Annotated in this window: 14 protein-coding genes; 8 read left to right on the top strand and 6 right to left on the bottom strand. The window is 67.5% G+C overall.

Annotation, left to right across the window (positions count from 1 at the left end; genetic code table 11):
• Positions 1 to 47: 47 nt before the first annotated feature.
• A complete protein-coding gene (gene mycP / locus ACZ5ZX_RS12005; RefSeq protein ID WP_465502002.1) occupies positions 48 to 1292 on the top strand; it encodes a type VII secretion-associated serine protease mycosin in 1245 nt (414 codons plus the stop codon).
• A gap of 670 nt (positions 1293 to 1962) precedes the next feature.
• Here mycP and eccCa read toward each other — a convergent pair.
• Positions 1963 to 5946 (bottom strand): type VII secretion protein EccCa, encoded by a 3984-nt coding sequence (gene eccCa, locus ACZ5ZX_RS12010; RefSeq protein ID WP_465502003.1) that lies wholly within the window; start codon positions 5944 to 5946, stop codon positions 1963 to 1965.
• A 255-nt stretch (positions 5947 to 6201) separates the two neighbouring features.
• Here eccCa and ACZ5ZX_RS12015 point away from each other — a divergent pair, with 255 nt between their 5' ends.
• Positions 6202 to 7944: a WXG100 family type VII secretion target gene (locus ACZ5ZX_RS12015; protein ID WP_465502004.1), complete on the top strand. Its 1743-nt coding sequence runs from the start codon at positions 6202 to 6204 to the stop codon at positions 7942 to 7944.
• A 57-nt stretch (positions 7945 to 8001) separates the two neighbouring features.
• On the opposite strand, the gene ACZ5ZX_RS12020 is transcribed toward ACZ5ZX_RS12015, so the two are convergent.
• Entirely contained in the window at positions 8002 to 8757 is a 756-nt protein-coding gene (locus ACZ5ZX_RS12020; protein ID WP_465502005.1) for an HpcH/HpaI aldolase family protein, read from the bottom strand.
• Positions 8754 to 9923, bottom strand: coding sequence for a M24 family metallopeptidase (locus ACZ5ZX_RS12025; RefSeq protein ID WP_465502006.1), 1170 nt, complete (start codon positions 9921 to 9923; stop codon positions 8754 to 8756). The genes ACZ5ZX_RS12020 and ACZ5ZX_RS12025 overlap by 4 nt, the downstream gene beginning before the upstream one ends.
• A 93-nt stretch (positions 9924 to 10016) precedes the next feature.
• Between ACZ5ZX_RS12025 and ACZ5ZX_RS12030 the strand changes: the two genes are divergently transcribed.
• Entirely contained in the window at positions 10017 to 10832 is an 816-nt protein-coding gene (locus ACZ5ZX_RS12030; protein WP_465502007.1) for an SDR family NAD(P)-dependent oxidoreductase, read from the top strand.
• Between the two features lie 18 nt (positions 10833 to 10850).
• Here ACZ5ZX_RS12030 and ACZ5ZX_RS12035 read toward each other — a convergent pair whose 3' ends face one another.
• The 3 genes from ACZ5ZX_RS12035 to ACZ5ZX_RS12045 all read right to left on the bottom strand — a co-directional run bounded on the left by ACZ5ZX_RS12035 (position 10851) and on the right by ACZ5ZX_RS12045 (position 14502).
• Complete coding sequence (locus ACZ5ZX_RS12035) at positions 10851 to 12017, bottom strand: sedoheptulose 7-phosphate cyclase (protein ID WP_465502008.1); 1167 nt, start codon at positions 12015 to 12017, stop codon at positions 10851 to 10853.
• A 140-nt stretch (positions 12018 to 12157) separates the two neighbouring features.
• Positions 12158 to 13087, bottom strand: a complete 930-nt coding sequence (locus tag ACZ5ZX_RS12040) for an ATP-grasp domain-containing protein (RefSeq protein WP_465502009.1) — start codon at positions 13085 to 13087, stop codon at positions 12158 to 12160.
• Positions 13088 to 13329: 242 nt separating this feature from the next.
• Positions 13330 to 14502: an epoxide hydrolase family protein gene (locus tag ACZ5ZX_RS12045; RefSeq protein ID WP_465502010.1), complete on the bottom strand. Its 1173-nt coding sequence runs from the start codon at positions 14500 to 14502 to the stop codon at positions 13330 to 13332.
• Positions 14503 to 14605: 103 nt separating this feature from the next.
• Here ACZ5ZX_RS12045 and ACZ5ZX_RS12050 point away from each other — a divergent pair, with 103 nt between their 5' ends.
• The 5 genes from ACZ5ZX_RS12050 (at position 14606) to ACZ5ZX_RS12070 (ending at position 19136) form a co-directional block, all read left to right on the top strand.
• Complete coding sequence (locus ACZ5ZX_RS12050) at positions 14606 to 15241, top strand: TetR/AcrR family transcriptional regulator (RefSeq protein WP_465502011.1); 636 nt, start codon at positions 14606 to 14608, stop codon at positions 15239 to 15241.
• Between the two features lie 10 nt (positions 15242 to 15251).
• The gene (locus ACZ5ZX_RS12055; RefSeq protein WP_465502012.1) at positions 15252 to 15647 is read left to right on the top strand and encodes a TIGR03618 family F420-dependent PPOX class oxidoreductase; all 396 of its coding nucleotides are present in this window, start codon (positions 15252 to 15254) and stop codon (positions 15645 to 15647) included.
• A gap of 554 nt (positions 15648 to 16201) precedes the next feature.
• The gene (locus tag ACZ5ZX_RS12060) at positions 16202 to 17662 is read left to right on the top strand and encodes an aromatic amino acid lyase (RefSeq protein WP_465502013.1); all 1461 of its coding nucleotides are present in this window, start codon (positions 16202 to 16204) and stop codon (positions 17660 to 17662) included.
• Positions 17647 to 18465, top strand: a complete 819-nt coding sequence (locus ACZ5ZX_RS12065; RefSeq protein WP_465502014.1) for an L-tyrosine 3-hydroxylase — start codon at positions 17647 to 17649, stop codon at positions 18463 to 18465. The genes ACZ5ZX_RS12060 and ACZ5ZX_RS12065 overlap by 16 nt, the downstream gene beginning before the upstream one ends.
• A complete protein-coding gene (locus ACZ5ZX_RS12070; RefSeq protein ID WP_465502015.1) occupies positions 18462 to 19136 on the top strand; it encodes an O-methyltransferase in 675 nt (224 codons plus the stop codon). Before ACZ5ZX_RS12065 ends, ACZ5ZX_RS12070 begins: the two co-directional genes overlap by 4 nt.
• The last annotated feature ends 9 nt before the right edge of the window (positions 19137 to 19145 follow it).

The following is a 19145-nucleotide window of genomic DNA, read 5'->3' on the forward strand; positions in this document are numbered from 1 at the left end:
CCGCCGTCCGGATCGGTGCGGGGTAAGCGGATTCGAGAGGACATCTGATGGGCAACGGGAAGGCGGGACGCCCCGGCGTTCTGGTGATCACGGTGGTCGCGGGCCTGCTCTGGGCGTCGTCACCAGCCGTGGCGCAGCAGGCACCCGCTCCGCTGCCGACCGGGCAGAAGGGCTGTCTGCAGGCACCGGAGTCCACCGAGTCCGGCGTGCCCTGGGCTCAGCAGCGGATGGCGGTGGACCGGGTCTGGTCGTTGACGAAAGGCGACGGCGTCACCGTGGGGGTGGTCGACACCGGCGTCGACGGGAATACGCCCCAGCTGTCCGGCGGCCGGGTGAAACCCGGCGTCGACGTCACCACCCCGGAACGCAAACCGGCGAACGACGACTGCTTCGGGCACGGGACGTTCGTCGCCGGGATCATCGGCGCCGCCGTCCGGCCGGGGACCGGATTCGCCGGGGTCGCGCCCGAGGCCACGATTCTCCCGATCCGGTGCGCGATCACGACCGAGGACGGCTCGCCGCCGATCCTGACCGCGGCCGAAATGGCCAAGGGCATCCGCGCCGCCGTCGACGGTGGTGCCCGGGTGATCAACATTTCGGCCAGCACCGACAACCCGGATCCGGAACTCGCCGAAGCCGTCCGCTACGCCGCGCAGCGCGACGTCGTGGTGGTCGCCTCCGCGGCGAACACCGCCCAGCAAGGAGACCCGATCACTTACCCGGCCTCGTATCCCACCGTGATCGCCGTCGGCGCGATCGACATGCTCGGCAAGAAGGCGGACTTCTCGCAGACCGGGAAATTCCTCTCCCTGGTCGCTCCCGGCGTCGGGGTCACCAGCCTCGGCCCCGGCGGTGCCGGGCACTGGGTGGGCAGCGGCACCAGCTACGCCGCGCCGTTCGTGGCAGGCGTCGCCGCGCTCGTGCGCGCCTACCGGCCCCAGCTGTCCGCCGAGCAGGTCAAGCACCGGCTGGAAGCGACCGCGGACCATCCGGCCGCGACACTGCCCGACGCGCGACTGGGCTGGGGAACGGTCAACGCGATGGCCGCCGTGACGACACTGCTGCCCGAGGAATCCGGCACCGCGGCGCCCGTCGTCGCGGCCGAACCGGCGCCGCTGCCGGTGCCCGTCCGTCCGGACGGTCCCGGCGAGGTCGTCGCCGTCGTCGCCACGGTCTCCGTGCCGGTTCTCGCGCTGCTCGGCCTGTTGGTGTTCCGCCTGTGCCTGGGTGCCAAGCGCCGCCGCTGGAAGCGGGCCCGGGTCGTCGAATTCGCCCGCCCCCGCACTCATTGAGTGACGACACCCTGCATCGCCACTCACGACCCGGGGTACAAGCGACTAGCCCTTCACGGTCGCGGGGTCGCACGCATCGGTGACGGAGTTTGATCAACGGAAGATCAGGGACGAATCGGGTGTCGTGAGAGTTATTGAGGGGTAAGGCAAATATGGCGTGCTGAAGTTGAGGTGGTCGCGGACTCGTCAAAGACGACCCAATGCCCCCGCAACCGTCCACAAGGGACACTTTCGGAGTGCGGGCGCCCGATGTGGTTGCTTTGCACGGTTCTTCGAGGGGGTCGTGAGTGGCGAATAGGGTTAGAACCCTCATTGCCACTCACGACCCCCCGCTCAAAACTGCATAAACCGCCCAAGTCGGACAACTTTCTTTAGAAAAGCGTCCCTTGTGGACACTGGGGCGCGGCCCGGCTTCCGTCAGTCAGCCCGGTCCCGCGCCGGGGCACGCCACGTTTGACTTACCCCTCAAATAAGTCGAATTTGTCGTGGCCAACACCGCTGCCCCCGCGTCAAAGCCTGATGTCCTGAAGGCTCCCTTTGGGACCTTCAACGTCTCAAAGGGGGCCTTCAGGACACATCCGCTCAACGGACCCCGCAGCAGCATTCACGCGCCCTCCCGCGGCTGCGCGAACCACCCGATTGTGGTGCCCTCGTCTCAGAAAGCGTCCCTCTATGCCCCTGCTGCCGACCCACCCTCCACCAGCGGCGTCTGGACCAACCGGACCGAGCGGCGACGATTGATGAACTGCGCGCGTCCCGGCGGAAGCACCCGAGGCTTGAGGTTGCCGAGGAAGGAACCTTCGGTCTTCGGGCAGGACAACAGCAGCGCCGGGGTGCCGAGTTCCCACATGCGCCGGATCGCCGGGTTGCTCATCGACCGGCTCGCTCCCGCGGTGCTGCGCGCGAGGATGATGTGCACGCCGACGTCGGCGGCTTGGGCGAGCACCGGCATCAGGCCCTGCAATGGACCGGCGCTTCCGGCGGATTCGGACAGTTCGAAGTCGTCGATGATGATGTAGAGCCGTCCACCGGTCCACCAGTCGCGCAAGGGGAGCCTGCTCGGACTGATCTCCGGACCGGGAATGCGCTTCTCGATGACGGAAGCCGCGCCGGCGATCGATTTCGTCAGTGCTTCGGCGCCGACGGCGTATTCCAGCTGGTACTCGGCCGGGATCGAATCGCGCAGTTCGCGGCGGAAGTCGCCGAACATGATGCGGGCCTCGTCGCTGCTGTGGTGCGCCACGATCGAGCGGGCGATGTGCTTGAGGATGTTGGTCTTGCCCGATTCCGCGTCACCGTAGATCAGCAGGTGCGGTGTGAGGTCGAAGTCGTGCCATTCCGGTTCGAGACGCTGGTCTTCGAGACCGAGCGGCATGCGCATCTCCGCCGAGGGGGACGGCGCACGCGGTGCCGGTAGGTCCCGCGCGTGCAGGGTCTGCGGCAGGAGCCGGACCTTCGGCGCGCGCGGGGCTCCGGGCGGGGCCAGCGCTTCGGCGAGTTCCACCGTCGCCTCGGCGAGATCCTCGGTGCGGGAGTCGCCGTCGATCCGGGGGAGTGCGGCGAGGAAGTGCAGCCGGTCCGGGGTGATCCCACGGCCGGGGATCGACGGCACGGTCGCGGCGAACCGGCTGTTGATCTCGGAGTCGACGGGGTCGCCGAGTTTGAGTTCGAATCGCGTGCCCATGACGTCCCGGAGCCACGGCCGCATCTCCGACCACCGGTTGGACGCGACGACGAGGTGGATACCGAAGCTCAGCCCTCGTGCGGCGAGTTCGGTGAACTTCTCCTCGATTTCCTCGAAGTCCTGGCGGATCGAGTACCAGCCGTCCACCACGAGGAACACATCGCCGTAGGGATCGAGGTCATGGAATCGGCCCTCGGCGCGGGCCCGGCGGTAACTGACCATCGAGTCGACGTTGTGCTCGGCGAAGATGGTCTCCCGCCGCGCCATCAGGTTGGTGATCTCCAGGACCGTGCGGGTGACGCGGTCGCGGTCGAGCCGGTTGGCGATACTGCCGATATGCGGCATCGCCGCGAGCGAAGACAGCGTCCCGCCGAAATCCAGGCAGTAGAACTGGACCTGTTCGGCGGTGTGGGTGAGCGCGAGGCCGCAGATCAGCGTGCGCAGCATCGTGCTCTTGCCGCTCTGCGGGCCGCCGACCACCGCCGCGTTGCCCTTGCTGCCCGACAGGTCGGCGATCAGCAGCTCACGCCGTTGCTGCGCGGGCAGGTCGATGAGCCCGACGGGCACGGTCATGTTCGCCGTGTTGAGGTCGCCGACCGGACGCGGGCCGTAGGTCGGGTGGTCCACCAGCGGCGGTAGCAGCTGATCCAGGGTCGCCGACGTCTTCAGCGGTGGCAGCCAGACCTGGTGCGCCCTCGGGCCGATGCCGCGGAGCCTGCCGATCAGCACGTCGATCATGGTCTCGGTGGCTTCGTTGGGCTGGTCCTCTTCGACGGCTTCGGGCTCTGGCGCCACGGGAGGTTCGATGTACCGCTGTCCGAACGCGACGATGTGCTGTTCGACGGCGAGCCCGGTCTGCCGTCGCTTCGGCCGGTAGGGCGCCGAGGAGAACGCGCCCTTGAACCGCACCAGGGTCTGGGTGTCCGGCCGGAGGTAGCCGTTGCCCGGGCTGTTGGGCAGTTCGTAGGCGTCCGGGACGCCGATGACGCTGCGGCTCTCCATCGCCGAGAAGGTCCGGAGGCCGATCCGGTAGGAAAGGTGCGTCTCGACCTTGTGGATCCGGCCTTCGTCCAGGCGTTGGGATGCCAGCAGCAGATGTACCCCGAGGCTGCGGCCGAGCCTGCCGATCATGGCGAAGACGTCGATGAACTCGGGTTTGCTCGAGAGCATCTCACTGAACTCGTCCACCACGATGAACAGTGCGGGCATCGGCTCGAGCGGCACACCTTGGGCGCGGGCGGCCTCGTAGTCCCGCCGGGAGGCGTAGTTGCCGGCCGCGCGCAGGTGTTCCTGACGTCGGTTCATCTCACCGGTCAGCGCGTCCTGCATGCGGTCGACCAGTTCGAGTTCTTCGGCGAGGTTGGTGATCACCGCGGAGGTGTGCGGCAGCTGGTCGAAACCGAGGAAGGCCGCGCCTCCCTTGAAGTCCACCAGCACGAAGTTGAGGTCTTCCGGCGAATGGGTGGTGGCGAGCGCGAGTACCAGCGTGCGCAGCAGTTCGCTTTTGCCGGAGCCGGTGGCGCCGACGCACAGTCCGTGCGGTCCCATGCCGTCTTCGGCGGATTCCTTGATGTCGAGTTCGAGCGGGGAACCCGCCCCGGCGATGCCGATCGGCACGCGCAAGCGCCGTTTGCCGGTCATCCGGTCGCGCCGGTACTTCACCGGGTCGAAGGTGGCGACGTCGCCGATACCGAGCAGGGTGGCCAGGTCGTAGTCGACGGCGAGCGGTTCGTCGTCCTCGGAGACCTCGCCGATCCGGAACTGGGCCATCGTCCTGGCGAGCGCGTTCGCGGCGATCTCGCTCATCCGGTCGGGACGGCAGAGCCGGGCGGTCTGCTGCTTGCCGACCCGGTCGAACGACACCGTCCGGACCTCGTCCGCGTCGACCTCCAGAAACAACGCCCCGGCGCGTTGCTGCCAGGGCAACGATCCCGAGACGTCCAGGACCACGGTGTTGCGGTAGCCCTCGTCGGCGACCCGATGGTCGGCGGGCACCGAGACCCCGTCGAGCACGAGGACGACGAACGGCTCGGACGCGGTGATCGGCGTGTCGGCCTCGAATCGCGGCCGCCCGGTGAACGAGGGCCCGCCGAGCAGGAGTTCGGCCTGCGTGATGTCGTCGGCGGCGAGCCGTCGCGCTCCGGCGGCGTCGCGGCTTTCGGTGTCCTGGTGGTGGGGGAGCCACTTCAGCCAGTCCCACCGGTCCAGATGCTCTTCGGAGGCGCAGACCGCGACCCGCACGTCACCGGGGGCGTGCGCGGTGACCAGCTGGGCGAGGATCGCCCGCGTCAGGCCGAGGACGGCGTCGTCGTCGCCGGAGAACTGGATCTGCCCGAAACCCCGCAGGTAGACCGCGATCGGCGCGTCCGGGAGCGTGTTGTAGGCGCGCATGAACCGGCGCAGGGCGTGTGCGGTGAGCGGTTCGAGGTCCTCGATCGGCTGGCTGTTCGGGGGGACCAGCTTGAAGGTCGAGCGCTGAGTGCCCAGGCCGAGTCTGATCTCGCCGAAGTCGTCGTGGGCGGGGCGCCGTTCCCAGAGGCGGTAACCCAGTGCCATCGACCACAGCGCGTGCGGGTCCGGGTGGATCCAGCGGGCGGCCTTCCGCTGCGCGCCGAGCGCGTCGCGGGCCTGTTTGCGCAGTTGGCCGAGATAACGGATGTAGTCCCGCCGATGGCCGTTCAGCTTCTGCTTGTGGGTGACGGAGTTCCGCACCATCTGCGTGATGAGCATGCCGAGCGCCGACAGCACCATGAGGCCACCGCCGATGTAGGCGAAGGCGCCGGCGCCGGGACGGACGAACATCATCACCATGGCGAGTGAACCGAGCGCCATGGGCGCGTACATCAGGACGCTGCTGATGCCGCCGCCGGTGTTCTCTGGCACGCCGGGTGGCGGCTGGAGCTCGGTTTCGATCTCGGGGGCGGGCGGTTTGGGCCGTCGCGCGCGCCGGGCGAACAGCGTGGTGCTCACAGGCTCTCCCTTGGTGAGTGGTTCTCCCCGTTTTCGGGGATCTCGGTCCGGCTCGGCCGCCCGCGGCGCGGCCGGGCCTAGCTTGGACGCCGGGACGAGGGCCTGGACCTGGAAGAAAGGGCCTGTCACCTGAGGTGGAGCGAACACAGCATCGCACAAGGAACGCGGCGAAGCTACCGTCCATTTCGGACGGTGAGAACAAGACGGCCGGAGGCTCCGGCCGGGCTGGTACACGTGCTGAACAGGGGCTGATCCGTGACGGCGTCCGAACCGGTACCGATCGTGGACCCGGAGATCGAAGTGCTGACCTTCGAACAGCTTGTCCAGCTGGTCAACGAGGTCAGCCCGGATTCCTATTACGAGCGTGCGCAGGCTTTCGACACGGCGACAGCACGGTTGGAACAGATCCAGGACGACCTGGCGCGCGGGACTCGCGAGCTGTGGGACGCCTGGCGAGGTGAAGGTGCCGACGCCTTCGGCGACGACGTCCGGAATGTCAACGCCCTCGGCAACACGGCGATCCAAGCGATGGCCAGTCCCGGTTACGGTGCCACGCTCCGCCGGGCCGGCGACGCGCTCGCGCTGGCACAGCAACGTATCCGCGACCTGCAGGCGCAAAAACGGGAAGGCGACCTCCCGGCCGCCCGGCAGGTGGTGCACGATCTCGGCGTCGCGTATCAGGAGATCGGGACGGCGATCACTCCGTTCCCCGGTGCCGAAACCGACGTCCCGGTGAACATTCAGGGACCGGCGGTGAACGCGTCCGCTCCTGCGGGGGCGACGCCGGCCATGGGCGGCGTTCAGCCCTCCGCCGACGGTCAGCTGGGCCGCCATGGCGACGGGACAGGGACATCCGGAGGTGGCGGAATCGTGCCCGCCGCCGCCGTGCTGCCGATGGGCGTGCCGATGGCGGAAGGACGGCCGGGTCGGCAGGGCGATGTCTGGGCCGGGTTGCTGGGGGAAACGACCCAGGGCACGACCGCCTCGGTGGCGCCCGCGGTCGTAGGGAAGGGCACACCGGCCGCGTGGCCGGCGTCGAGTGGCGAAACCGTCGACGGGCAGGGAGGCGGCCCCTACTTCGCGGTACTGGGCCGGACTCCAGGGGCGCAGGCCGGGCCGCGGCACACCGAGTCGAAGAAGGACAAGCAAAAGGATTCGTGCGGGCACGAAAACGCGACCGCGGAGCAGGACGAAGCGCCGTTGAAGCCTGAGATCCCGAACGCGGACCTCACTTCGCCGGGTGCTCCGGCGCGCGCGGAGACCACCTTCGACGCGGATCTTCCGGAGAGCACCGCGGAGCCGGCCCCGTCGGTGGCGACAGTGTCCGCGACCGACGCTTCGTCTCCGGCTTCCGCGAATCACGAACCGGTCCATGCCAAGGCTCCGGCTTCCGAGCTTCCTCCGGCTCCGACCGCCGCTCCCGCGACAGCGCATTCGCCGTCGCCGTCGGGAACCGGCACACCGGCGGAGGCCCTCGAACCACCTCCGCTACCGCACGGTTCCGGCGCCGGACTCCCCGGCAACGCCACTCCGGTATCGCTGGGCGTTCCGGTGCAACCGGTCGTCGCGCCGGTCGCGGGGGAGACTTCCTTGCCGAGCGCACTGCCCGCTTCACCGGCGTTCCGGCCCGTCGGCGGCTTCGACGCCAGTTCCACCCCCGGACTTCCTCCGGTGGTTCCCGGCGGAACCGGTTCGCCCCGGATGCCCGGGGAGGGCATGCACGGCACCGGTGGCGGTTTCATGGCACCGATGGTCGGGGGCGGTGCTGTCGGCGGAGGCCAGGACACGGAGAACGAACGGCAGCCGATGGGTCTGCTCGGCGTCGACCCCAAGGTGTGGGACGCCTCCGGCAACGCACCCCAGGTGCTGGGCCGCCCGGCCGCCGCTCCGGCGCCGCGGGCACTCGACCTCGACGACGCGAAGAAGAAGGCCATGGAGATGGTGGACTCCGTGCTCGGACGCCCCGATCAAAAAGACGACGATCGAATCGCCGAGTGAGCCTGGCCTTGATCAAGCTCGTGCCGGGCAGTGCGGCGGGTGCCCTGCCCGCTCCCGCTATTCCCGGGCGAGGTCGACGATATGACGCAATCCGTCCACCACCACGGTGTTGTAGTTGAAGAGGAGGATGCCGGCACCGCGGTTCCGCCATTCCTCGATCTGGTCGCGGCGATGCACCAGAGCGCACAACGAACACTGTGGCGTTGACTTCACCGCCTCGGCTATCCGGTCGACGGCCGATCGATAGTCCGCATGCTCGAAATCCCCTGGTATGCCCAGCGAGAGTGACAAGTCGGTCGGTCCGATCCAGACGGCGTCGACGCCCTCGGTCGCGGCGATCGCGGCGCAGTTCTGGACGGAGTGCCGGTCTTCGGCCTGGACCACGACGACGGTTTCGCTCGCGGACCTGGCCAGATGCTCATCCAGGGTCAAGGTGCCGTGGCGGCCTGCTCGTGTGCTCACCGCGAGGCTGCGGATCCCCCGGGGTGGGTAGTGCGCGGCGCGGACCGCGGCCTCGGCGTCCTCGGCGTTCGACACGTGGGGAAAGACTATTCCCGCGGCTCCCGCGTCCAGTGCGTGCAGCGCGGACGAAGGGTCGCTTCCGGCGACACGCACCAGTACGGGGATACCGGCGGCGTCACCCGCCCGGATGTGCTGCTCCACCTCGACCGTCTCGGCGGACGCGTGCTCGGTGTCGAGCAGTACGAAGTCGAAACCCAGATGCCCGGCAAGTTCCACCGCCGAATGAGCCGGGACCTTGAGAATCAGGCCGAGCAGCGGATCGCCGTCGACGACGCGGGAACGCAGGCTCACCGTGCACCATCCGGCCCCGGGCGGTTCCAGCCACGCGCCTCGTCACCGGGGGCTTCCCAGCCGTCCTCCGTCACGATCAGTGTGTCCTCCAGTTTGACGATGCCGACTTCAGGATTGGACAGCGTCGTCTCCAGTGACAGGACCATGCCCGCTTCGAGCGGGGCCTCCGCGTGATCGGCGGGGTAGGGGACCGGCCCGGTGCCGGTCAAGCGAGGGGCTTCGTGGGTGATGAGGCCCATCCCGTGCGCGACGAAGAACATCTCGTTCGCGTGGGGGCACTCGGCGAGCGCCTTGTCGGCCAAGGCGAAGACATCGCCGCCCCGCCTGCCGGGCGCCACCGCCGCGCGGACACTCTGTTGCACCGCCTCGACCTCGGCCAGCAGATCCCGCATCAAACCGGTCGGTTCACCCGCCACCGCCATCCGGGCCAGATCGCCGATGTACCCCTGGTACATGCCGCCGGAATCGAGCGACAGCAGTTCCCCCTCCCGCCACACCCTGGACGAGGGGGCGCGATTGAACTCAGGACCGCACGACACCAGGCAGTAGTCGAAGACCAGCCCTCGATCGGTCTGTTCCCGGCGGAAGCGTTCGACGATCTCACGCTTCGTTTCACCGGGACGGGACGCGGCGAAGGTGGCCGCCATGGATTCGATGATCCCGACCGAAGCGGTCCGTACCAGATCGAGCTCTTCAGCGGATTTGATCGCGCGTACCCCTTCGAGGACAGGGTGAGCGTCCACAAAGGTCGCCCCCGGCAACTCGGTGCGAAGCACTTCGCCCGCGTCGAAGGGAAGGAAGGCCTTCTCCACGGCGATGGTCGTGTTCTCCAGGCCGCGTTCCCGCAGCCCGTCGACGATCGAGCGGGCCGTGTCCACACTCGACCAGGACAGATGCCGGACGTCGGGGACCCAGAGCGGGAAAACGGAGGTGCCCCATTCCTCGTTGCCGCAGCCGACATAAAAGGACTTCTCGGGTGCGCCCTTGAAATAGACGAGTGCCGGAAGGTAGCGGGACACGCCGATCGCGTCGAGATTGGCGAAGAAGAAGTACCGATATCCACCGAGCAGATGCTGGATGGAGAACCGAGTGGTGGCGATCACCGCGTCGGCGCCGGACTTCTCCATAAGCGCGTCCATGCGGCTCTGGTCGAAAGGCAGGTCCATGACACTCCTCAAAGAATTTCCTCTGGAAAAGCACGCCGGGTCAGTATAGTTTCGACCGGTGAGTTCCCCTTCGGGCGAGAATCGAGTGCAGATATGAACAAATCATCCGGCGGCGCGCAGGCCGCTTCCGATACCCGATCGATCATGGACCGATTCCGGTTGACCGGCAAAGCCGCCATGGTGACCGGAGCGGGGCAGGGCATCGGCCGCGCCTTCGCGCATGCGCTCGCTGAGGCGGGTGCCAAGGTGGCGGTCATCGACCTCAGCGCGGACCGTGCGGCGGAGGTCGCCGAAGAGTTGAGGGAGAAGGGCGCGGAAGCGATCCCGATCCACGGCGACGCCGCCGACGAAAGTTCCATCGAAGAGTTCGTGCGCACGACAGTGGATACGTTCGGCCGGCTGGACATCGCGGTGAACAACGCGGGGATCAACCTCAATTCGGCTGCCGAGGAAACAACGCTCGACGAATGGGACATGGTGCACAACCTCAACCTGAGGGGGGTGTTCATCGCGTGTCAGCACGAAGCGAAGGCGATGTTCCCGAACGGTTACGGAAAGATCATCAACACGGCATCGATGGCGTCACTGATAGTTCCTCACCCCCAGAAGCAGGTTTCGTACAACGTTTCGAAGGGAGCGGTGGTGAGCCTGACCCGTACGCTGGCCGCGGAATGGGCCGACCGCGGGATCCGGGTGAACTGCATCTCACCGGGAATCATCAGGACCGCCTTGATCGAGGAATCCGAGGCGCTTGCTCCGCTGGTGGAGGAATGGATTTCGACCATTCCGGCCGGTCGGCTCGGTGAAGTCGCCGACCTGCAAGGCGCTGTCGTCTACCTGGCCAGTGAGGTCTCCGACTACATGACCGGGCATAACCTCGCGATCGAGGGCGGCCAGACCTTGTGGTAGACCGTTTCCCGTCGTGCGTCACGCGACTTCCAAGGAACCGCGCAGGGCCATTTCCCGTTGCAGGTCGATGGCCGAGACCAGTTCCTCGTCGCGGACGTCGTTGACGAACAGGTTCTTCCCGATGCCGACGGGCAGTGGCAGCCGCTGCTGCCCGTCGCGCCGCCGGACGGTCGCGCGCAGCGCCTGCTTCACTACATCCGGCGTGTGCAGGGGACTCCAGGTGGGCAGTCCGAGATCGGACATCACCGCGAACACGCGGCCGCACTCGTCCTCGTCCATCAGTCCGCGCCCGTAGGCGAGCGCGGTGCTCAGCGCCATGTCGAGGCAGACGGCTTCACCGTGAAGCATCGATGGGAGGCCGAGCATTTCGACCGAGGGACTGAAGGTGTGCCCGTAGTCCATGCTGCGTTCCAGCGTCTCTTCCCACAGATTCGGTTCGAGTTCTTCCAGCATGCCGCTGATCGCGGCTCGGAGGATGGCGGTGGCGGCACTGCCTCCCTCGGCCGAGAGCCCTTGGAAGTGCTCGTCCAGGACGAGCCGTCCGTGACGCTCGAGAAGGCCGAAAAGGGCTTCGTCCTTGATCAAGCCGACCTTCAAGATCTCCGCGAGACCGTTGCTGATGTGCCGACGGCTCAACGTCGAGAGGAAACCCGGATCGAGCAAGGTGAGTTTCGCGGCCGCATACGTGCCCAGTTGATTCTTGTGGCCGTTGAAGTTCACTCCGGTTTTCACCCCGACTCCGGCGTCGACCAGGCCGACCAGGGTCGTCGGGACCCGTACGAAGGGGGTTCCACGGCGGTAGAGACTGGCGGCGAGCCCGACGATGTCCATGACGACACCGCCGCCGACGACGATGACCGGCTCGCGCCTGCGGTCGATCCCGAACTTGTCGAGCCGCTCCACGAAACGCAGTACCACATCGATTTCTTTGCGTACTTCGCCCGACTTCACGACCATTATCTCGTGGGTGACGTGGTGGTGATCCAGGTACTGCCGAAGGTCGGCTCCGTACAGCCTGTCGACGGCTTCGTCCACCACCACGAAGCGACGCACCGCTCGGCCATCGCCCGGGCAGCCGGCGTCGAGGAGGTCGGTACGGTCCACATCGAAGACGCGGTGACACAGCCGGACTTCGTAGTGGACCGGCTGCGAGGCCTTGACATGCCAAGAGGAGTTCCCTGCCATGGGCGCGACCTTCGTCGTGGCGGGTTTCCTCGGCGCGGGCGGCGCGAGAGTGTTCGGCGCGCCTTCGTTTTCCGATCGACGGAGAGCGTTCGACGAATCGGGCATTTTCTCTGCCTTTTCTTCCTTGGTGAGAGACCGGGTCAGGGCCGGACGAGGTGCTGTTCGGCCGCCACGGCGATCAGCGATCGGGCATAGCGCTCCGCGGCGGCCGGGTAGAGGTGGAAGAACTTCACGGGTGCCACCGACTCGATCTCCAGTAGCAGCAGCCTCCCGGTGGCGGGATGGCGGAGGAAGTCCAGCCGAACCGACATCGGATGTACCGGAACGGTCTTCAGGTAGGCCTCGTAGGCGGCGTGGATGTCGGCGAGATCCTCGCTGTGCTCGGCATAGCCCGCTCGGGCGTTCGGATGGAACTGTGTTCCGGCGCGCCCCGCCGCGAGGATGGCGTCTTTGGTGATCGCGTGGGAGAACTCACCGTCGATCATGATGATCCCGTGTTCTCCGAGAGAATCGATACTGGAGATGTAGGGCTGCACACAGGCGGTCACCCCGGCCTGAACGAAGGCTGTCAGCTTCGCGACCAGGTCGCGCTCCTCGGTGACCCGCGCGGCGCCGAGTGTCCCGCCGGACGAGATGGGCTTGACGACGACGGCTCGTTCGCCGAAGTCGCGTTCCGCGCGGGCGATCGTTTCCGCGGCGATCGTGCCGATCCGGTCGCCGGGCCGGACCAAGGTGGTCGGGATGGTCCTTGCTCCGCACTCCTCGACCAGCGGAAGGTATTCCTTGCTCATACCGCCCACGATGATCGGGTGCGGGTTCGCCAACCGGACACCTTGCTGATGCAGGGAATCCACCCACTCCCGGAATTGCCCCAGCTTCAACCACATACTCCACGGGGACTGCACGGCGACCACGTCGAACGCGGTCCAGTCCACGCCGGCGCAGTCGTCCCAGTTGAGGATCCGCGTGCCGCAGCCCTGTTCTTCGAGGCAGGCTTGCAGTAGCGGGGTGTCCCGGTCGGACCAGTCCTTGCCGGGAAAAGCGCTGGATGTCACGAGTGCGATGTCCACGGATTGTCTCTCCATACGGTCACGAGCGCGTATTTCCGAAGGAACCGCCCACAATGCCGATTCCGCGAACGGGAACATCGGTCCATCGTGGACACCGGCCGCGGCGGGGACGTCCCGTTTCTCGTGAAGCTACCGGTAGAGCCCGTTCTGCCGGCGTCCCTGTGGACATTCGGGCAGGATCGTTGGACGAAGCGCGTGGGGGCGCGCCGCACCCGCTTTCGTGGCCCGCGCGAATCCGCGGATCAAGAGCCTCGCAGCGATCGGAACGTCATCCGGATCTGGTCGACGAGAGCGTCCGGCTGCTCAAGGGCGGCGAAGTGACCTCCACGTTCCAGCTGGGCGTAATGCACTACGTGCCGATAGCGCCGCTCGATCCAGCGCCGCGAGGCTTGCACCGCCTCGCCGGGAAAGATGCTGAAGCCGGCGGGTACGGGATTGGGTTCCGTCGAAACGCCGGACATCGCGCCGTTTCGACGCTCCTCCCAGTAGAGCCGGGCGGAGGACGCCGCGGCGTTGGGCAGCCAGTAGAGCATGATGTCGTCGAGGATCTCGTCCCGCGAGAGAACGTTTTCGGGGTTACCGGCGCTGTCGGTGACATCTTCGAACAGGGTGTAGATCCAGGCGGCCAGCCCGGCCGGTGAGTCCGCCAGTGAATAGCCGATCGTCTGCGGCCGAGTGGCTTGCTCGCGGGCATAGGCGTCCAGTTCGTCGCGGTAGCGCCGCGCGTGAACCATCATCCGCTGTTCTTGTCCGGTCGCCTCGGCCATCTCCTGTTCCGTGGGGAAGACCAGCGGCAGGTTGAAATGCACACCGCGACATCGATGCGGCGCCTTGCGGGCGAGCTGCTCGACGACGGACGCGCCCCAGTCGCCGCCCTGAGCGAACCAGTCGTCGTACCCCAGACGTCGCATCAAGGTGATCCACGCGTCGGCGACCCGGGAGACGTTCCAGCCCGTCGTGGCGGGTTTGTCGGAGAAGCCGAAGCCCGGCATGGAGGGGACCACGACATGAAATGCGTCTTCGGCGCGGCCACCGTGCGCCACCGGATTCGTCAGCGGGCCGATCAGGTGCCGGAACTCCAGTACCGAACCGGGCCAGCCGTGGCACAACAGCAGCGGTCGCGCGGCCGGTTCGGCCGAGCGAACGTGCAGGAAATGAACGCCGATCCCGTCGACGACGGATCGGGACGAGCCGAGGGCGTTGAGGTCCCGCTCGGCCCGTCGCCAGTCGTAGTCGCGGGCCCAGTATTCGCAAAGGGCACGGATACGAGCCAGCCGCGGTCCCTGGCTCCCGTCCGTGACCGTCTCCCGGTCCGGCCACCGGGTAGTGGTCAGACGGCGGCGAAGGTCCAGCAATTCGGCCTCGGGAACCGCGATCGTGAGCGGCTCGACGGCGTCGGTGGGGGTGAGGGTCATCGGATGCTCCTGGGGCCTCGGGAAGGGATGACGCCACCCTAATGGATAAGTGGAAGAAGTCTTCAACTTGGAATTTTCCCTCCACTTAGGTATCGTCCGGTAGGTGACCGACCAGCCGACGCCGTCCCTGCGTCGCGATGCCGAACGCAACCGGCAGCTTCTGCTGCGCACGGCGTTCGACCTCATGGCATCGAAGGGACTGGACGTCTCCTACGAGGAAATCGCTCGAGCCGCGGGAACCGGAATGGGCACGATGTACCGCCGCTTCCCGCAGCGACAGGATCTGCTCGACGCCTTGTTCAGCGAGCACATCGAGACCGTTCTCGGCTTGGCCGAGGAGGCTTCACGGCGCGATGATCCTTGGGAGGGGCTCTCCTGGTTTCTCGAGCGGCAACTCGAGATCGAGGCGCAGAGCCGGGGGCTGGGTGAACTGCTGCGCAGCCGCGACCAGGCCACCACGCTGGTTCAGCGGGCACGCCGTCAGATGACCCCGTTGGTGGACGGCCTGATCGACAGGGCTGTCCGCGCGGGTCAACTGCCTCCCGGTGCCACCCCTGCCGACTTCGTCGCGGTGCACGTCATGGTGGGCAGTGTCATGGACGCTTCCCGAACCTTCGCCCCGCAGTTGTGGCGACGCGCGCTCCGGATCGCCCTGGCGGGCATGCGCCATGCCGACCTTTCCGGTCAACCTCCGGACGAAGCGGTCATCGAACGACTCTACAACGAACAACCGGACTGAAAAGGAACTCATGATCGCCCTGCCCGGCAATTTGATCGCGGTATTCAACGCGAAGGCCATCTGTTTCGTGACGACGCTCATGCCGGACGGATCACCGCAGATCTCTCAGACCTGGGTCGGTACCGATGGTGAACGGGTCCTGATCAACACAGTGGACACCCACCAGAAGACCCGCAATGTCCGGCGTGACCCGCGTATCGCCATCGGCGTCGCCGATCCCGAGTCGCCGGCCCGGTGCTGGGCGCTGCGCGGCAGGGTCACGGCCATCACTCCCGACGGCGCCCGAGACCACATCGACGAGTTGTCCCGGAAGTACCTGGGCCGCCCTTATCCCGGCTTCGGGGGAGGGGGCGAGGAGCGCCGCGTACTGCTCACGGTCGAGGTCGACAAGCTGCACACGCCGTAGTCTTGGGTCGAATGTCCACAAGGGACATCGATCGGCAGTTGTGTCTTGGATGTTGATGAGGGTTATCGGCCCGTAGGGCAAATCTGGCGTGTCGCGAAAGCAGAGGGCTCCCGGATGCGCTGGTGGTGGAGCTGGGGCAGAGCTGATTCTGGGCGTCGGTACAGGACGGGGTCCTTCACGCGCAGCCGTTGTGACTGGTGAGGGGAGCTTTGAGGGACTCTGAGTCCCTCAAGGAGTCCTTCACGGCCCGGCCGCTACCGGACACTCGGGACATGATTCGCTCGCCTGCCAGGCTGGACCCGTGCCGCGAACCCCCCACTCGCGACCCCCCTCGCCGGCCGAGGCGCAGGGCCCGCCTCGGCACGATCAGGCCCTTGTGGACGTTCGGGCAATCGCGTTGGACGAAGCGCGTGGATATGCGCCGGGATCGGGTGTGCTGACAGAGGATCTAGCGCGAGGCCACTTCGAGAGCGCTAGGGGCGACTGATCAGATGAGCCCGATTGAAACCGCAACCACAGTCCTTGACCCTTCGGTTCCCCTCGACCTGAAGCAGTTGGATCTCGTCGGACGTCCGACGAGGGTCGAGTTGTCGGAGAACGCGATCGCGAGCGTCACCCGCGGCCGTGAGTTCGTCGAGGGGGTACTCGCTCGCAACGGGCGACCCGTTTACGGGGCGACCACCGGCTTCGGCCCGCTCGTCGTCTTCGAAGGCCGGGACAGCGCCACCGACCAGTGTGACAACGTCCTGCAGCATCTCACCGTCGGGCAGGGAACCGACCTGCCGATCCCCGTCGCCCGCGCATCGATGCTCGTGCGCGCCCGGTCGCTGGCACAAGGTCTGTCCGGCGCCTCCCTGTCCACTGTGGACGCTCTGTGCCGGATGCTCGCCACTGGGTTCACCCCCGCCATCCCGACCTGGGGTTCGGTCGGGGCCAGCGGCGATCTCGTGCCGCTCGCCCACGCGGTCCAAAGCCTGCGCGGAGTCGGGCATGCCTACGTCGACGGCGAGCGGATGCCCGCGCGGGACGCACTCGGCGTCGCCGGGCTCACGCCGCTGGAACTGGACGGCCGTGACGCGCTGGCCCTGGTCAACGGCACGTCGGTGACCACGGCCGCGGCCGGACTCGCGGCGCTGTCCGCGCGGCGTTCGCTCCAGGTCGCGATCGCGCTGACCGCGGCCCTCGCCGACCTGCTCGGAGCCGCGCCCACGTTCGTCGCACCCTCCCTGCTGAAGGCCTTCGGACACCCGGACGTCGCCACCACCGGCCAGGAACTGGCCTGGTGGCTGGAAGGGTCGACACCGTCACCGGACCGGCCCCTGCAGGAGCCCTACAGCATCCGGTGCACCCCGCAACTGCTGGGAGCCGCACGTTCGGCGATCGGGTGGTCGACCGAGACGGTCTCGCAGGACCTGCGAGGGGTCAGCGACAACCCGCTGTTCTTCCCGGACGAGGATCTCGTCGCCCACGGCGGCAACTTCTTCGGCCAGCCCTCCGCCTTCGCCTCCGATCTGCTCGCCTCCGCCGTGACGCAGGTCGGCAACCTGGCGGAACGGCAGATCGATCTGCTGGTGGACCCCGGCCGCAACGGCGGACGGCCGCCGATGCTCGCCGCCGAACCGGGCAGGCAGCACGCGATCCAGGGCCTGCAGGTGCTGTCGACCGCGCTCGTCGTGGCGATGCGCCGGGCCTGCACCCCGGCGGCGATGCAGAGCGTGCCGACCAACCTGCACAACCAGGACGTGGTCCCGTTCGGCACGCAGGCGGCGCTGACCGCCTACGAGCAGTCCCGCATGCTGCGTCTTCTGCACGGAGCCCTCGGCGTCGCGGTGCGGCAGGCGGCGCACCTCGACGACCGCGGTTCCACCGCTTCGCACTGCACCGGCCTGGTGGTCGCGCTGTCCGACCGGATCGACCCGATCACCCGCGACCGGCCGCTCGACGAGGACATCAGGATCGCCGCGGACGTGCTCGACAGTTACGTCCAGGAGGCGAATCCGTGGCCACCCCGGTGATTCCGAGAATCGTCATCCCACTGCCTCTGGAGCACCTCAGCCCGTGCTGGGCGGAAGAAGGCATCGCGACCGGTACGGTGCCGCGTCAGCGAGCCGCCTCCTGCGCGGCGGCGCTGAACGTCCAGCCCGTGCCGCCGCCCCCTACCGATTCGGAAGCCGAATTCGCCTGGTACCGCTGGGTTCTGGGACATCACGGCTCCTTCGTCACGTGGCGGCTGCTTTCCTCGGCCCTCGATCGCCGCGACTTCGACGAGGCGGCGGCCCTGTACGACGCCTACTCGGCGTTGCTGCTCTATGCGGGCAGTTGCACGCCGGAGGTGTACGCGGCGGTGATCCGGCCGCGGATGACGGCGCGGCATCCGGCGATGAGCGGCACGTGGGCACGCGACTACCGCCACATCACCGCACAACTCGCCGAAGTCGTCCCGGCACGCGGTTCGGCGTTGAAAGAGGCGGTCAAGTTCAACCGCCTCGTGCATATGACAGTGGCCTACCGTCTCGTGCCGACCGGACGGTCCCTCCTCAGGGACGCCGGCCACGACGTCCACCAGGAGCCCACCGAGGAAGAGCAGTCGATCATCGACGACTTCTTCCTGATGGACCGGGCGCCGAACTGCGTGCCCGGTTTCGTGGCCGCGCTGCGTGCCCGGGTGTCGGCGATTCTCGCGGACGTGCACCTCAACGCGGCGCGTGCGTGCTACGACAGGGAAGCGGTGAACCGTTTCCAGGAGGAAGTGCCGGAGCACATCGGCCGCCTCGTCTCGATCGCCGAGGCGAAGCTTTTGGAAGGAGTCAACGCATGACGAACACCGAGACACAGCCGGAAAAGGCGGTCTCGCTCACCCCTGAGGTGCTCGAGTACGTGCGTGGGCAGCTTCCGCCGTTCACCGCTGTCCAGCAGGAACTGATCGACGCCACGCTCGCGCTCGGCGGGGTGGCGGAGATGCAGGTACCACCGGAGCAGGGCGCCTTGCTGACCCTTCTGGCGAGGCTGACCGGGGCGCGCGTCGCCGTCGAGGTGGGCACGTTCACCGGGTACTCGACACTCGCGCTGGCCGAGGGGGTCGGCCCGGGTGGCAGGGTGATCACCTGCGACATCTCCGACGGCTGGCTGGAAATCGCTTCGAACGCCTGGACCAAGGCCGGCGTGGCCGACCGGGTGGAAACCGTCGTCGGGCCGGCGGCGGAGACCCTCGGGCGGCTCCCTGACGAGCCTTTCGTCGATCTGGCGTTCATCGACGCGGACAAGGTCGGCTACATCGGCTACTGGGAGGCGCTGGTGCCGAGGATCAGGCCGAACGGTCTCATCGCGGCCGACAACGTGCTCTACGCGGGTGAGGCGGCCTCGCCCGACGCCGAAGGCAACGCGCGCGCCATCCGCGCCTTCAACGAACACGTGCTGCGTGACGACCGGGTCGAGTCGGTCATGCTCACCGTCGCGGACGGATTGACCCTGGCCCGCAAGAAGAATTGAGGTCGGGCC

The sequence above is a fragment of the Amycolatopsis sp. NPDC033938 genome (genome assembly GCF_055575975.1).